The following is a 15,944-nucleotide window of genomic DNA, read 5'->3' as shown; positions in this document are numbered from 1 at the left end:
GGCAAAATTCATCAGCTTCCCGGGTTCTTTTCTCCGAAAACGTATCCAGTTCTTTCGATATGGCTTAAGTGTAATGGGAAGTGTGCTTTTAAATTATATTTTCCTGAAACTCTTTGTGGAATCCTTTGGCTGGTATCCCACACCATCAAAAATGGCAACCACCCTTATTGTGATACTGTTTAGTTATACCGTTCAGAAATACTTCACTTTCAAGGTTGAAATCAAAGATTAAAATTCGCAATTCAGGCTGATTCGTTCATTTTGTATTTAAGCTTGAAGACCTTATTTTTAGGATGATTATCAACTTATTGTTTGAAATTCAATACTATTCCATCAAACCATTTGTCAGTTATATAATATGGAACAGCTCTACAAACTAATATAAAAACTGCAAATATTACTTACATAGCTATGAGTGCTGGAAATGCAAGTGTCGCATATTCATATCTTAAGAGTAACCATTGAGGCAGAAGTCAATGTGATTGATATTTCTTTCTATAAAATGCCAAGGGCCATCAGAGAGGAGGTCATCTATTAGTCTTCATGATGAATACTGTAAGGAAACCCAAACATCTTCTATGGTTAAAAACAACAGGCTATGCAGCTGTAGCTGTTTTTAGAAGGCTTGTTTACCCAAAAAAGGATTTTTCCACCAGAAATGCTTGGTAAGCACAATACTTGTTTTTATATATATCTTAAGTTTTAAAAAGAAAGAAATATTCGTTATAAAAAATACTCAGGCATAATTTAATATTTTTAGATATAGGTTTTCAGATGAGTTAATGCTACTATCAGGGTATTATGCAATCTCATGAAAAAAATGTCATTTCTTAACTAGTAGATGATACACAGTTACTTGGTTTATTTAACAAAAATAAATTTTATTTGTCATTAAATGTCAATATATTTACTGACTTATAATTTGTGAAATAGTCGTGTGTTTGGCTAATATCTATTTAATGTTTAAGAAATACAACCCATGATAAAGCAATATTGCATGTTCATTAAAAACTTTCTGGTTCACTTATTCATATTATTCCTCTTATTGGGATGTGTGCAAACTAATAGATTAAGTCAGCCAGAAACCTTCAATTCAAAGAAGACTTACCAACAAATTGCTCAGAAAAAATTTGGAGATAAAGTTGACTTCAAGTTAAATTCAGATGGAAATTATGCATTATGTAAAAAGATAATTCCTGAACCTAAACTCAATCCCAATCAACCGATCGAGTTCTTTGTATATGATATAAAAAAGGAAGAAATTATTTATGAGAACAAAATTGCCAATGCCAAAATATCATGGCATAACAACACTCAATTGCTTATAACCAAACAGAAAGGATACATTACAGGTCCTACTGACACTGGAAAATGGACTTATGTTTTCGACCTCCAATCAAAGAAAAAAATAACCCCTAACAAATTAAAATAAGGATTTTAACCAATTTACTAACTAACTAACTAACTAACTAACTAACCCTAACTGTTTATGAAGAAATTTTACATTTTTCTTACTGTGGGATTCCTGACATTGTCAGCTATTCTTATCAGTAATTACATCCAACCAACTGGAAAGAAATTCTCCAGTGCTGATTTCACACCTGAAGAATTCTGGCAAAAGCAGTATCAAGAAAAAAAGGCTAAAAGAAAAGCGGGCTATAGTAAAGCCAATAAGCCAGATATGTACAGCAAGTACTTTAAAGATATCACAACCAGAATTGGAGAAAACAAATCTGGTTACCAAATGAATTACAAAACATTGGAGCTACAAAAGGCCCTTGAAAATAGTCCTAAAACCAAAAGTGCGAAAGTTGCCTTGGAGTTCATTCAGAGAGGCCCTGCTAACGTTGGTGGTCGAACTCGTGCCATCATTGTTGATCCGGACGATTCCAATAAGAACACTTGGTTTGCGGGGAGTGCCACTGGAGGAATATGGAAAACGACTGATGGTGCTGAAAACTGGACCAATCTATCCAATGACTTAACTAATTTGTCCGTGAATGCTTTGGCCATGTCTAATTCAAACCATGATATCATTTACGCAGGAACTGGTGAAAGTTTTCCAGGAAGTGCTCAAAATCTTGGGAATGGTATTTGGAAGTCAGTTGACCGAGGGGTAAACTGGACGCAACTTGAAAGTACTTCAACAAATGAAAAATTTGGTTACATCAACCGCCTTTGGGTGAACCCAATTAATGCAGACATTGTTATTGCCGCCACAGAATACGGCATTTTCAAAACTACAAATGGGGGCACTGACTGGACACAGGTTTATGAAAGTGATCCTGTGAACAATGGGGTTGAGGATTTAGCTGCTTATTCCACTGCAAGAGACACGATCTTTGCAGGGGAAAATAGAAAAGGAATTCTTCGCACTGTAAATGGTGGTTCAAGCTGGGAACTTTTCTCTAAAGGACTTGCTGCTGGAACCCGATATGAACTGGCCGTATCTCCGGTAAACAGAAATTTTGTTTATACTAGCGTTAATATTTCAGAGGCAGCATCAGAGGTTTTCTTATCAGTAGATAATGCCAATAGTTGGGTAAAGTTTAACAGTACGGATAATTTTCTTGGAGGTCAAGGAGGCTATGATAATACTATTGCGGCACACCCATTTATTGATAGTGTTGTATTTGTAGCTGGAGTCAATATGTGGAAACTTGCTTTCAATAAGACAACTACTGAAAATGCAAAGGCTGTAAAAGCAGCTTATACCGAAAATACAGATTTTCTTTCATTCGTTGGTTTCGGAGGAATCTATTTAGAAGGCGGTTTAAGCACCGAAGAGGGTACTGGTATTCTTTCATCCGACTGGACTTCTGTAGAAATTCGATTTGGAAAAGGAATCAGTCAAAAAGCTCATCGTTTTATAGTTCCCGATAATAAAACGTCAGGAGTTGCGGCTGCTGAATATAGCTATGTCGATTATGTTGATGTTCCTTTTCAAGTATGGGACATCACTAACAATAAACAATTGATGGTTTCCTTCCGAGACCAGGAAAAGGATGGCAAATTTAATCTGTATAGCCGAAATGGGGATAGTGATGCCTATGGTGATTTGGGCAGAGAATATATTTTTATTAATGCTATAGAATACAAGGCAGAAGCTGCAGATGCAACTATCGCCGTAGCGGGAGGGCATTTAAAGAAGGCTCTCTATATGATTTGGCCAGAATTAAAAAATGGTGCTGTTTGGGATGCTGAAAATCTGCCTACTTCAAAAATAGTTGTAGAGTACGGAGGCATTGAGGTCTTCGATGGTGAAAAATCAAGTGTTACAGATGCCTATGGGAATAATGGAGGAGCCAACAACTACGATCAGGGTGCTGGTATGGGAAATACCATAATCCCTGGAGTACATCCTGACCATCACAACATAACAATCGTTCCATTGGATGGTACAAATTTCAGGATCATTAATGGAAATGATGGGGGTATTGGAGTTTCAGAGGATAATGGCGTCACATTTACTCAAAAGCCCAATAACTACATTACGACACAATTTTATGGCGTTGCCAAAAATCCAAATGCCAATGAATACATAGGTGGCATGCAGGATAATGGAACCTGGCAATCAGCTTCAGAGGAAGATGCTTCATCAAGCTCCAACTACTACTTCCGATTGGGAGGAGATGGTTTCGAATGCCTGTGGCATGGTAAGGATTCTAAAAAGCTTTTAGGTAGTATCTATTATAATGCGATTTACAAATCATTAGATGGAGGGGCAAACTGGTCTTCAGTTAATGGAATTGCCGATGATGATGGTCCATTTGTCACAAAGTTATCTGCCTCTAAATTGCATCCGGATGTTGTTTTTGCTGTTGCTAAAGACGGTGTTTATAAATCTAATGATTTTGGAGCCAATTGGGAACTGAAAAAAATTGAAGAGTATTGGCAAGGTGTAAGTAGTCAGCATAATGTGGAGGTTTCTCTTGCGGATCCAGATATTGTATGGGCTGGTGCTGCCATGGTAACCGATGGTAATTACAAAATTTATGTATCAAAGGATGAAGGAGAAACTTTTTCTGCTGTGAATGAATATGCTGAAAAGGATATGAGATCTTTTATTAGTGGCATAGCGACTCATCCCAATCAAGCTTCTACGGCTTATTTGCTATTTTCCAATAGTCAATCACCTAAAATTTTAAGAACGACAGATCTTGGTCAAAATTGGGAAGACATTTCTGGTTTTGGTACGGGTGATGTGAGTACTAATGGTTTTCCTGATGTTGTGACCCACTGTATGTTAGTTATGCCTCATGATTCTAATATTCTTTGGGCAGGAACAGAGATTGGCTTGTTCGAGTCTACTGACAATGGAGTTTCTTGGCATGCAGTTATTGGAAATATACCTCCTGTCTCTATTTACGACATGCAAATTGTTGGTAACCAAGTGGTATTCGCAACTCATGGTAGAGGAGTTTGGACTGTAGATATTCTTGAAATTGATCATATTCCAGTAATTTCTGAATTAAAAGAGGTTCAGGACAAGGTCATCAACCTTAATACAGAGATAAAAGTTGATTACGAAAAATTTGAAATATATATAAACGATGAGATATACCAAAGTTTTGAAACCCCTGAAATAGGTGAGCAGTCTTTCCCTATAACTGTTGATCAAACTGGTGTTTATAAATTTCATTTGATCGGTTACATTAATCAGGAGACGTACAAATCGAACCCGGAAGAAGTCGAAGTGAAAGATAAAATACCTGCAGTTAATAGTTTTGAGATTTTACAAGACTATAAATTAAAGCTGCAAGTAGAACTCCCTGTTAGATTTAATAAGCTTGAAGTCTATATCAATGATGAAAAGATCAAGACTGTAGTCAATCCCATGGATGGAATTGCAAACTATGAAATATTTGTTGAAGAACCTGGAATTTATAGTGCCTATGTTATTGGTTATCTGTTTGAAACGCCTTTCCAATCGAATACAATGGAATTGGAAATAATACCTACTGGAATCGAAACGATTCAGGAAGAGTTAAGCGAGATGAAAATTTATCCTAATCCTTGTCGCGGTGCATTTAAACTTCAACTTGGTAATTCCTCTCAAGATTTTGCTTTGGAAATTTTCGACCTCAGTGGGAAGAAAGTGTTTTCTCAAAAAGATAAAAATACAGGGGATAACACCATTCAAATTGAATCGCTGAAAAATGGTATTTATATTGTTCGCGTAACAATGGATGGTAAAGTGATGTCAAGTAAAATTCAAGTTATAAAATAGATATAAAGATTTCCTGAACTCAGAAAGTCTTTAGTGATACAAAAAAACTCAGATGGCTCATGAGGTCACTGAAAACCCACAATAATTCTAGGGTTTTAAAATAAAATAAGGTTACAACACTTGAGTTCGAAGCATCTCTTGTTGTAACCTTATTTTTTTATTCTGATTTTATTAAAGTTTCTTATGGCTTTAATTGTGTTTATGGCGGGTGCGAGATGCAATTTTTATTGAAGTGGGTGTTTTTAGTCAGTAGTTTATGCCAGTTTAAATATTCTTTTTGGGTTTACGGCAAGAATAGTTATAACAGCTTGCATTTCCATTCTTGACAAAGCAATACGATATTGCCCTATTTTGACGGGGGACAGTCGCTTTTTATTTCAGTAGTAAATTTCGGTAGACAAGATTGTATCCAGATTATCATTAAGGGTGATGTATTTGTGAGAGGTAAATAAAGAATAAGTCTAAGCTTATAAATGGCCTAAAGAGGCTGTGGGAGAGAAAGGCTAGTGATGTACAAAAGGAATCTGCCCGAGATTCAAATAAGATCTCACCGAGATTCGTAACGAATCTGCCTGAGATTCATAATGAATCTCGCTAGGATTTACTTTGTATGTAAGTGAGATAATACAGTCTTTATATTAGAGAACAAACAAGGGAGTGTCTAGTCGGCCGCTTTTTAATTGGCTTGAATGTAAGGGTAGGCTTCTAAGTTCCAAAACATATTTACCAGTTGCTAGTATGGATGGTATTTGAAAGAGCTGTTTGGCTTTTGTGTTATGGGCATAAACATCAATACGACATTCACTTCCATCTTCGGCTATGAGAAATATACCTTGTTTAATATCGGTATCGTCGAATTTAAGCTTATTGCCTTTGAGTTCGCCAATAGAATTTGGAGTGAGAATATCTTTATTCTCATTCTTATTGTGGCTGGTAAAGCTAAATATATCTATCGTATAGCTTGTGGGTTCCGATTTATATAGTTTGGTTTCTTTGGCAGCCTTTTTTAGTATAACACCTGATGAGGTTTTAAACTGAAGCAGGTGACGCTTAGGATCGAAAGAATCGTCCCAATCCTTAAAGATACCTCGTATGCTGGGGGTAATGTTAAGAATAGGCGTGTTGATGCCATAGCCTTTTTTAAGCAGATCGGACAGGACTATTTCCAGGCGTTTAAAGATACTCTCAACTTCGTATGAAGTGATACCTGTGCCTTCTTTTGCAATTTCACGTATTAGATCATCCTTATTTATTATACCTATGGTTGAAGTTCTGCCTATGCAGTTTTCTTCGTTTTTGTTCAGGTGGTTTTTACTGATATAATATTCCATGATGCATGGTTTTAAGTTGTTTGAAATGGTATTCTTAAAACTCGCTCATCAGCTTGTAATGCACGCTGTATGAGTCGTATTAAGTTACAATAAAACCTGGTAATAGAGAATTAATTCTTTATATGTTTTAGGATTCGTTCTTATATCAACGGACAATGGAATAGTATTAAATAACTCAGTAGCTGATAATTGTTTTAGGTGGCAGTGCTATGTCAAAATCTCATACGTAACACTTGCTGATATCAGTCAGTCTGCATTGTATATGTGCTATGACTGGATTTATGGGATTCAAAAGCTTAAAAGCAATGATTGAGGCCGAAGTCAATGTGATCTATATCTCTTTCTTTGCGGAAATTACGTTAGAATTAGATAATCAAACTAAAGAGAAAAATGGAACGGCAATTGTCGATTGTGGCGTTGCTCCCGGAATGGGTAACCTAATACAGGGTTACTACAACGAAAAAATGAAGTTAAGTGATTTTGAATTCAGGAATGTTTAGTTGGAGGTTTACCCAAAACTAAAAAATGGTGTTTTTGCTATAAGGCACCTTTCTCTCCAATTGATGTGATTGAGGAATATACACGGCCAGCCAGATATGTCGAAAATAGAAAGCCTGTTGTTCGTGAACCATTAACGGATTGTGAGTATGTTGAATTTGATAGGGGGGGGACCTTGGAATCCTTTAATACAGATGGACTCCGATCTATAATATATACCATGTCACATATTCCGAATATGAAAGAAAAGACTTTGCGTTACCCAGGACATGTGGAGTATGTGAAAGTCTTGAAAGAAAGCGGTTTTTTTAGTGAGGAAAGCTTTGAGATTAGTCGCGTTCATCTTTCTCCTAAAGATTTTACCAGCAAAATTCTTATGGATGAATGGAAGTTGGGAGAATTTGAAGAAGAATTAACGGTACTGCGAGTGACGCTAAAAGGAGAAAACGCCAAGGGCGAAAAAGAAGAAGTTATCTATAATCTGCATGATGAATATTGTACAGAGACTCTAACGTCATCTATGGCACGAACAACAGGTTATACAGATACTGCTGTTGCCAATCTGTTTTTTGACGGCTTGTTTTCAGAGAAAGGTATTTTTTCCTCCAGAGTTGCTAGGTAAGCACGAAAAGTGTTTTGACTATGTCTTAAACTATCTGGGAAATAGAAGTATTCATTATAAAAAGAGCTCACGCTTAATTTGAGTCTTTCGTTTTCTGATGAAGGTTTCTCGCTGAACTGTTTGGGTCTTTCGTCTTCAGACGAAGGTGTCCCCCGTTTTTTGTGAACTCTTGGTTCGTAGACAAAGGTGCCCCACAGAATAATTTGAGCCTTTGTTTCCAGACGAAGGCTCCAAAAAATCCGTGGGGATCAATCTACTCCATTAGATTGGTTCAGCAGAAACAAGAAAATGCTTTCTATTCCAGACGAAGGATCCAAACGGATGCGGAAAATTCTTTATACTTCAGACGAAGGCTCCAAATGTAACTCTAAGAAACCTGTAAATTAAAGAAGAAAGTATGAAAAGGTCCATCGTTATGTTCTTTTTTATGGTGGCTAACTTATAAATATCGACATTATTGTTATTTCTCTAATAGCTTATCAAAAGGTGTTATCATTCCTTCGAATTGAGAGGATAAAGACTGCTCGTTTTTTACTAGATGTTAAATGTGTAAAACTTATAGTAAACAAAATATTGATTAAACTTATCAACAAAAAAGGAGCACCCAAGAGTGGTCCTTTTTTTGATTATATGGTTTTGTGTTGTTTGAAATAATTTGAGCTTTGATCGATCGAGCTATGTTGATATGTAATAATTGAATATCTTCGGCCGTTTAATAAAAAGTAGAGGTAAATGAGAATATCAAAAAAACAGATAGCAGAAAGCATATATACCTACGTCTTAGTAGTCATATTTCTTGTTGCAATAGCTTATAGAGGTGGTCGTACGCACTTTTTCACTAAGTCAGATCAGATAGAAGTAGCTGTCACTTTGGAATCCGTACAAAACCTCTTTCCCGAAGCGAGCTCTTTTCTCAAAAACAAACTCAATATAATAGAAATTAAATCGGGCGCTAATGATATAGGAAAAGCGCTTGTCTCTACCGATTTTGTAACTGATAACTATGGCTATGGAGGTGTTGTGCCTCTACTTATAGGTCTTGATAAGACTCATCAGGTTGTAGGAGTGGCATTGCTTAAAAGTGGTGAGACGTATGATTATTTAGAGTATGTTACAAAGGCGGATTTTTTGCACCAATGGGATAAATTAGCATTACGTCAAGTTAAAGATCATGATGTTGATATTGCTTCTGGTGCTACAATGAGCAGTCATGCGATTATCAAAGGAATGAGGAAAACCTCGGCTGTATTTCATCACTCGTCCGTAGATAATTGGGAAAAAAGATCGATTAGAAGCATGGTTAAAGATGCTCTGTTTTTAGTCGTTGTTTTGCTATCTCTGCTATTTGCCTTCGGAAAGGTTAATAAGAAACTTCGTCCATTTTATATGATTTTAGTTGTGGTCGTCATTGGAATAATACTTAACAAAGCCCTCTCACAATTTTTAATGTACAGTTGGCTAATAGACGGTATGCCTTGGGTGATGAACTGGCAAACAGTACTCCTGTTTATTCTGGCAATAGGCGTCTCATTTATAGGGAAGCGCAAGCATTATTGTAACTATCTCTGCCCAATGGGTGCATTACAAGAGCTGGTAAATAAGGTTTCGCCATTCAAAAAAAGACAAGTGCCCCAACTGTGGAAAAACTTATCGATAAAAGAGGCTTACTTATTCTTTATTGCAGCTATGTTATTGTTTGGCTTCGCACCTCAATTAAATTATATTGAGCCCTTTATGGCATTCTCGTTCAAAATAGCAAGCTATGGCTTCTTTATTGCTGGAGGTGCAATTGTAATTTTTTCTCTATTTTTCACTAAACCTTGGTGCTCTGTTTGTGCTACAGGATGCTTAATGGATACCATTTCGTATAAAAAACAACCTATAAATAATAAAAAAGATGCAAAAAAGTAAACTCTTAAATATTGGCTTAGCTATTATTATATTGGTGTTGTCTATCATGTTGACACAAAAAGAAGAGGGTAAGGGTAGCGTATTATTGCCTACTTCTGTTGTTACAAATAAAGTGGAAAGAGATTCTACTGCAACTGATTTTGAGAAAAAATCATTGGGAGTCATATCAGCAATTCACCCCAAACCTGCTTTAGTTATTGGCTCTTATGACAAAGATGGGAAGCCCAATATGATGACTGCGGCATGGGTTGGTATCTGTAATTCAAAGCCTCTAAGTATTTCAGTTTCTATGCGGCCAGCGACCTATTCGTATCACAACCTTACTGATAAGAAGTTTTTTACGGTAAACATCCCCTCCGAAGAGTTAACAAAATATGTTTCCTTTGTAGGGAAATATTCGGGTAAAGATATGGATAAGTTCAAAGAAACAGGGCTTACTGCTGTTAGAGGCGAATTTGTGGATGCACCCTACATAAAGGAATTTCCTATCGTGATTGAGTGTGAACTAACGGAATATCACGATTTGGGTTCTCATCGACAATTCATTGGAAAGGTGATTGATGTAAAGGCAGACAAAGCCGTGTTAGGGGCTAATGGGAGTATTGATATGGATTTATTTAAGCCCCTTATTTATGCCAATGGTGGCTACTATAAAATGGGTGGTTTTATTGGCATGCAAGGCGATATGTATAAGCAAGTAGACGGACAAGCTTTTATCCCTTCAGCTGAACCCACGTATGCTAATGAAACATTGAAAACCATTCATAATAGAAAAAGTGTCCGACATTTTACCGATGCTCCTGTCTCTAAAGCACAGCTAGAGCTTCTAGTAAAAGCTGGTATGGCGGCCCCTACAGCTGTCAACCGTCAACCTTGGGCTTTTTATGTTGTTACAGACAAAGCCATTCTCAAAAGATTGAGTGAGCAATTGCCCTATGCCAAAATGTTAACACAAGCCCAAGCAGCTATCGTGGTGTGTGGCGATATGGACCGAGCAGGAAACCTCAAGGACAAAGGCTATTGGGTGCATGACTGTGCTGCTGCAACAGAAAATATTCTTCTGGCAGCAGAGAGTATTGGTTTAGGGGCAGTATGGACGGCTTCTTTTCCTTATGATGACAGAACTATAGCAGTGATCAAAGAGCTGAATCTTCCTGAGAAACATATCCCCTTGAATGTGATTCCTATTGGCTACCCAACAGGAGAGGATCAGCCAAAAGACAAGTGGAAACCTGAATATCTCATTTGGAAATAAGATCCAGGTACCCGATATTAACGAGTTCTTTGGCCGAGTAAAGGGGGATTACTTTAGACACTTCTTTTCAGCCTTGAAGTGAACGTATTTATAACAAGCAAATACTTAATATTTTTCTAATATTCTAGATTTATAAAAAATAGGTATAGTATACAGAATGTTGATCATGCCTAAACTTATCAACAAAAAAAGGACTACCCTTAGGTAGTCCTTTTTTTGATTATTTAGTATTGTGTTGTCTTAAATAAACAAGTTCACGTTTGATTTTTCAGCCTCTTCAAGATAGGTTGCTACACCACCAATTTGAACCCCATCAAGCAATTCTGCTTTGTCAACTCCCATTACGTCCATAGACATTTGGCAAGCGATCATTTCAACGCCATTTTCCATGGCAGTCTGTAATAAATCTTCCAAAGAGTCAACTTTTTTCGAAAGCATTCTCTTTTTCATCATTTTCGATCCCATGCCCATCATGTGCATTTTCGAAAGCTTAAGATCGCCAGCATCGCTGGCCATCATCTTACCAAACATTTTGCCCATCAGGTCTTTCTGAACCTTAGGTTTATCACTCTTTTTAATAATATTCAGTCCCCAGAAGGTAAAGAATAGAGTTACCTTACTACCTGTAGCAGCTGCACCATTGGCAATCACAAGGGAAGCTAAAGCACGGTCCAATTCATCGGAGAATACCACCATGGTCTTGTTCTTCGGTAAATTCATACTTGTTACAGGACAGCCTTCAATCTGCTTTTGTTTCTCAATAACTGCTGTTATAATTCCCTTTTCCGAATCACAAGAAATCAGTTTATTACCTGTCATATTACACCATGAAGCAACGTCTTTGGAGAAACCCGCATCGGTTACTTTTTGACGTAGACGTTGACCGTCTTCAAGCTTATCAATTTCTTTTTTCAGTTTGATAATCGGTCCCGGACATTGCAAGCCACAGGCATCAATATCAATGATTTTCACTTCCTTTTTCACTTCAGTATTCTTATCTTTCCCACGATAGATGTGACCATCTTTAGCGATATAGCTCGATCCGAAAATATCCTCGTTGCTTTGTTTGCAGGTAGCGTGCTCGTAAGTCTTGTAACCACCACTCAGGTTTACAACATTATTAAAACCTCTTTGCATCAGAATTCTTGCAGCAAAGTAGCCACGTAGTCCAACACCACAATAAATGATAATCTTTTTGTCTTTAGGAATTTCGTCTATACGCTCACGAATTTTATCTACTTCGATGTTTATAGCGCCTTCAATTTTTCCTAGCTCAAACTCATCTGGTGTTCTCACATCCAATATAAAGTTATCGGAAGCATCCATCTGGTGCAATTCATCCCAATGAATGATGTTGACCAAACCTTCGATAATGTTACCCGCAGTAAAACCTGCTTGATTCACTGGATCTTTAGCCGATGAGAAAGGAGGGGCATAAGCATGTTCAATCTCTTGAAGATCGTATATGCTTCCGTTGTTTTTAAGTACGGTTGCAATCATGTCGATACGCTTGTCGACACCTACATAACCAATAATCTGTCCACCGAAAAGTTTTCCCGTTTCCGGATCGAACATGATTTTGATAGTGGTTGGCATAGCACCTGGGTAATAACCTGCATTCGATGCTCCGTGAGTAATGTTTGAGATATACTTGATACCTTCTTTCTTCAATACTTTCTCAGCCAAACCTGTTGAGGCAACTGAAATATCGAATACTTTGGCAATAGCTGTAGCAATTGAACCTTTATATACCTTTGTATGACCATTTACCAGGTTATTGGCAAGCATTCTAGCTTGTTTGTTGGCAGGACCCGCAAGATAGGCATTGGTGTATTTTCCTGTAATTGGGTGAGGGAATGCCATGGCATCGCCAAGTGCATAAACGTGCTCGTTACTGGTTTGCAAGTATTCGTTTACTTTGATACCACCGTTCGGAGCCAGTTCGATACCCGCTTCTTTAATCAATTTGGTTTCTGGGCGAACACCAATGGATAGAATCACCATATCTGCGTCAATCTTTCGACCCGACTGCAAATGAATATTTAACTTATCTCCTTGACGATTGAATTCTGAAACACCATCCTTTAGGTAAAACTCAACATTTTTGGTCTTCAGGTGCATGTGCACTTCAGCAGCCATCTCATAGTCAAGAGGGGTCATTACCTGATCAGCCATCTCAACAATGGTAACCATCATACCCATATGGTGAAGGTTTTCTGCCATTTCAAGGCCAATGAACCCCGCACCTACGACTACCGCTTTCTTAGGCTTTTTCTCATCGTAAAACGACTTGATTTTATCGGTATCTCTTACATTACGAACGGTAAAAATGGCTTCATCTTTAATTCCCGGGATAGGAGGCTTGATTGGCTCAGCACCAGGTGAAACGATTAATTTATCGTATGTTTCTGTGTAGGTTGTCTTGTTTATTAGATCATTAACTTCTACTGATTTGTTCTCAGTATCAATACGTATAACTTCGTTTTTAACACGGACTTCAACATTTAATCGAGCTTTAAAACTCTCTGGAGTTTGTAATATTAGCTTTTCTCTTTCGGCAATGATACCACCTACATAGTAGGGCAAACCGCAATTGGCATAGGAGATATATTCCCCTCTTTCAAACATGATTATTTCTGCTGATTCGTCTAATCTTCTAAGACGTGCAGCGGTTGTTGCACCACCAGCTACACCTCCAACTATTAAATATTTTGTCATGGTATTATATTTTTATGCTACTCTATTATATTTATATCTAGATATCCATATGTTTGGAGTGCAAATGTAATATATCCATTGAGTCCACCACTATGAAATAGCGATTTTGTGACATGTTATACAATATGCTTTTGAACATATGTTCAAATGTAGAGTTTGTCACGTCTGGATATAAAGGGATTAAGCCTTGTTTTATATTAAATGTATTCAGGAATAGGTGTTTAGGAAGATCGTAATGAATGCTCATTCTCGTGCTTGAAGCGAGCTTGAAGTTTATTTGCTATGAACTCAGGGACTAATTTAGGATGCCGAGATTTTTTGTCTACGAAAACAAGAGTTGAATTCGCTTTGCTAAGAATATGACCTTCTTCGTTGCTTATTAGGAACTCAAAATAGAATCGAGTTGTTGGCAAGCCTTTTATTGTCGTGGTAATGCTTATGAGTTCGTCGTAATGAGCTGGTTTTTTGTAATCGATATTGAAAGATATGACAGGCATCATGATATCCATGTCTTCGAGATACTTGTCATTCAAATCAAGTTTTCGTAAAAGCTCTGTTCTCGCCTGATGACAATAACTCACATAATTGGCATGATAGACATAGCCCATCTGATCAACTTCGCCATAGCGAGGTCTTAATTGCATTGTATCTTGTATCATATTACTTGATGTAGATGGACTGTGTGTGTGCTTAGTTGTATTTTATGCCAAAGTCTCTTTATTTCTTTAGAGATATTGGAGTCAGGTTGATATTCCACAATGGTCTGTTTGTTGATCATGGCGTGAACCATGGCTTTGTCGAATGGAATTTTAGCCACTAAAGGGATATTCTTTGTTTTCAGGTAGTCAGTTATACATTGACTTAGTTCGAGGTTTAAATCAAATTTGTTGATAAGAGCAAATGCAGGAATATTAAACGATTCAATCAGCTTAATAAGACGATCGGCATCGTGTAAGCTTGATTTGCTGGGTTCAATCACAATAAGAGCCAGGTCGGTTCCCGTTAGTGAAGATATAGCGGCACAGCCAATACCAGGAGGGCCATCATTAATGATGAAATTTTGTTGTGTAATCGTTGCAATTTCTCTCGCCTTTTTACGAACCTGACTGACCAATTTGCCAGAATTCTCTTCTCCGGGTCCCATTTTAGCATGAACCATTGTGCCAAAACGAGTACTTGAAACGTACCAATAGTTATTCGTATTTTGTTCCGATCGGATTGCCTGTTCGGGGCAGATGCGTTCGCACAAACGACATCCTTCGCACTGAAAGTGATTCACTTCAAGTTGGTTCTTATTGTCGTGAATGGCATCGAATCGGCAATGGCTAATGCACAATCCACATTGATTACATTTGCCAGGATCTATAATCGCTTTCCAACCACTTGAAAAGTTATGCTTTTCTTTTATATCAGGGTGGAGGATTAAGTGTAAGTCAGCCGCATCCACATCATTATCGCATAATACGGCCTTCGAGGCCAAACCAGCTAGTGCAGCAGTTATTGACGTTTTACCCGTTCCACCTTTTCCACTTAATACGGTCAATTCTAACATAAACTCATTCTCTTTTTTATTTGATTTGTTATTTTATAAAACGAATCAGAAATTTCCTGTGGCATATCTTGTCGTAAATCACCCTTGGCATATTTTGATGCAAAGTCTTGGTCGAAGGGTATTTCTCCTAAAAGTTCAAGCTGCTCTGATTCCAGATAGTCGTAGATTTCATTATTCCCTAAGCCTGCTTTGTTTATAATCACACCAAAGGGTATCTTGATTTCCTTTATTAGTGCGATCATCAATTTTAAATTGTGCAAGCCGAATGGTGTGGGTTCAGTAACTAGAATAATATAATTGGTATCGCTTATGGTTTCAACAACCGGACATGAAGTGCCAGGAGGTGCATCGTAAAGAGTGATGACATTGCTATCAGAAATCTCTTTTTTCAATTCTTTTATGACTAAGGTTTGCATAGGAGAACCAATTTTTAACACACCTTCTACTAATATTGTTTGATTTCCCTCCAGATAGAAGTTAGTCTGGCCAATAACAACTTCTTTTTCTTTAATTGCATCCTGTTCACAGGCCACTAAACAAGCTCCACAGGAATGGCACAAGCTTGCATTTACTTCGGCTAATTGAGCTGAAGGAATAATACTGATGGCATTAAACTCACAATAGTCAGCACATTTTTTGCAAAAAACACATTTGTTTTTGTCAATCTCCGGGATCAATTGGGTAATCTTATGTGATTTTATTTTCCTGGCTTCAGGGTAGAATAGAATATCGTTAGGTTCTTCTACATCGCAGTCAACAAGTTGAATTTCCTTTGTGATGTGTTTCGTGATAAAATGTTGTAAACAAACTGAAATACTTGTTTTTCC

Annotated in this window: 12 protein-coding genes; 7 read left to right on the top strand and 5 right to left on the bottom strand. The window is 37.3% G+C overall.

What is annotated here, in order from left to right; all coding sequences use genetic code 11:
• The 3 genes from ABY905_RS06640 to ABY905_RS06630 all read left to right on the top strand — a co-directional run.
• Window positions 1–232 (top strand): GtrA family protein (locus ABY905_RS06640; RefSeq protein ID WP_372641811.1); only part of this gene is annotated, 232 nt, incomplete at its 5' end.
• Window positions 233–979: 747 nt separating this feature from the next.
• The gene (locus ABY905_RS06635; RefSeq protein WP_372641809.1) at window positions 980–1,432 is read left to right on the top strand and encodes a hypothetical protein; all 453 of its coding nucleotides are present in this window, start codon (window positions 980–982) and stop codon (window positions 1,430–1,432) included.
• A 57-nt stretch (window positions 1,433–1,489) separates the two neighbouring features.
• Window positions 1,490–5,230 carry a T9SS type A sorting domain-containing protein gene (locus ABY905_RS06630; protein WP_372641808.1) on the top strand — a complete coding sequence of 1,247 codons (3,741 nt, stop codon included), beginning with the start codon at window positions 1,490–1,492 and terminating at the stop codon, window positions 5,228–5,230.
• 638 nt (window positions 5,231–5,868) lie between these two features.
• Here the strand turns inward: ABY905_RS06630 and ABY905_RS06625 are convergent.
• Entirely contained in the window at window positions 5,869–6,561 is a 693-nt protein-coding gene (locus ABY905_RS06625; protein WP_372641806.1) for a DNA-binding domain-containing protein, read from the bottom strand.
• 281 nt (window positions 6,562–6,842) lie between these two features.
• On the opposite strand from ABY905_RS06625, the gene ABY905_RS06620 reads away from it, so the two are divergent.
• The 4 genes from ABY905_RS06620 to ABY905_RS06605 all read left to right on the top strand — a co-directional run bounded on the left by ABY905_RS06620 (window position 6,843) and on the right by ABY905_RS06605 (window position 10,847).
• Window positions 6,843–7,061 carry a hypothetical protein gene (locus ABY905_RS06620; RefSeq protein ID WP_372641804.1) on the top strand — a complete coding sequence of 73 codons (219 nt, stop codon included), beginning with the start codon at window positions 6,843–6,845 and terminating at the stop codon, window positions 7,059–7,061.
• Window positions 7,046–7,681 carry a saccharopine dehydrogenase family protein gene (locus ABY905_RS06615; RefSeq protein ID WP_372641813.1) on the top strand — a complete coding sequence of 212 codons (636 nt, stop codon included), beginning with the start codon at window positions 7,046–7,048 and terminating at the stop codon, window positions 7,679–7,681. Before ABY905_RS06620 ends, ABY905_RS06615 begins: the two co-directional genes overlap by 16 nt.
• A 732-nt stretch (window positions 7,682–8,413) precedes the next feature.
• Window positions 8,414–9,592, top strand: coding sequence for a 4Fe-4S binding protein (locus tag ABY905_RS06610; protein ID WP_372641802.1), 1,179 nt, complete (start codon window positions 8,414–8,416; stop codon window positions 9,590–9,592).
• Complete coding sequence (locus ABY905_RS06605; protein ID WP_372641800.1) at window positions 9,579–10,847, top strand: flavin reductase; 1,269 nt, start codon at window positions 9,579–9,581, stop codon at window positions 10,845–10,847. Before ABY905_RS06610 ends, ABY905_RS06605 begins: the two co-directional genes overlap by 14 nt.
• 240 nt (window positions 10,848–11,087) lie before the next feature.
• Here the strand turns inward: ABY905_RS06605 and ABY905_RS06600 are convergent, their stop codons facing one another.
• The 4 genes from ABY905_RS06600 to ABY905_RS06585 form a co-directional block, all read right to left on the bottom strand.
• Window positions 11,088–13,565, bottom strand: coding sequence for an FAD-dependent oxidoreductase (locus ABY905_RS06600; RefSeq protein ID WP_372641798.1), 2,478 nt, complete (start codon window positions 13,563–13,565; stop codon window positions 11,088–11,090).
• A gap of 221 nt (window positions 13,566–13,786) precedes the next feature.
• Window positions 13,787–14,224: an acyl-CoA thioesterase gene (locus ABY905_RS06595; RefSeq protein WP_372641796.1), complete on the bottom strand. Its 438-nt coding sequence runs from the start codon at window positions 14,222–14,224 to the stop codon at window positions 13,787–13,789.
• Complete coding sequence (locus tag ABY905_RS06590; RefSeq protein ID WP_372641794.1) at window positions 14,221–15,117, bottom strand: P-loop NTPase; 897 nt, start codon at window positions 15,115–15,117, stop codon at window positions 14,221–14,223. Before ABY905_RS06590 ends, ABY905_RS06595 begins: the two co-directional genes overlap by 4 nt.
• Window positions 15,111–15,944 (bottom strand): 4Fe-4S binding protein (locus ABY905_RS06585; RefSeq protein ID WP_372641792.1); only part of this gene is annotated, 834 nt, incomplete at its 5' end. The genes ABY905_RS06590 and ABY905_RS06585, both read right to left, overlap by 7 nt.

The sequence above is a fragment of the Ancylomarina sp. genome (assembly GCF_041555295.1).
GTDB lineage: Bacteria > Bacteroidota > Bacteroidia > Bacteroidales > Marinifilaceae > Ancylomarina.
The sequence above is the reverse complement of the archived record's forward strand: the minus strand, read 5'-3'. Positions and strand labels throughout refer to the sequence as shown.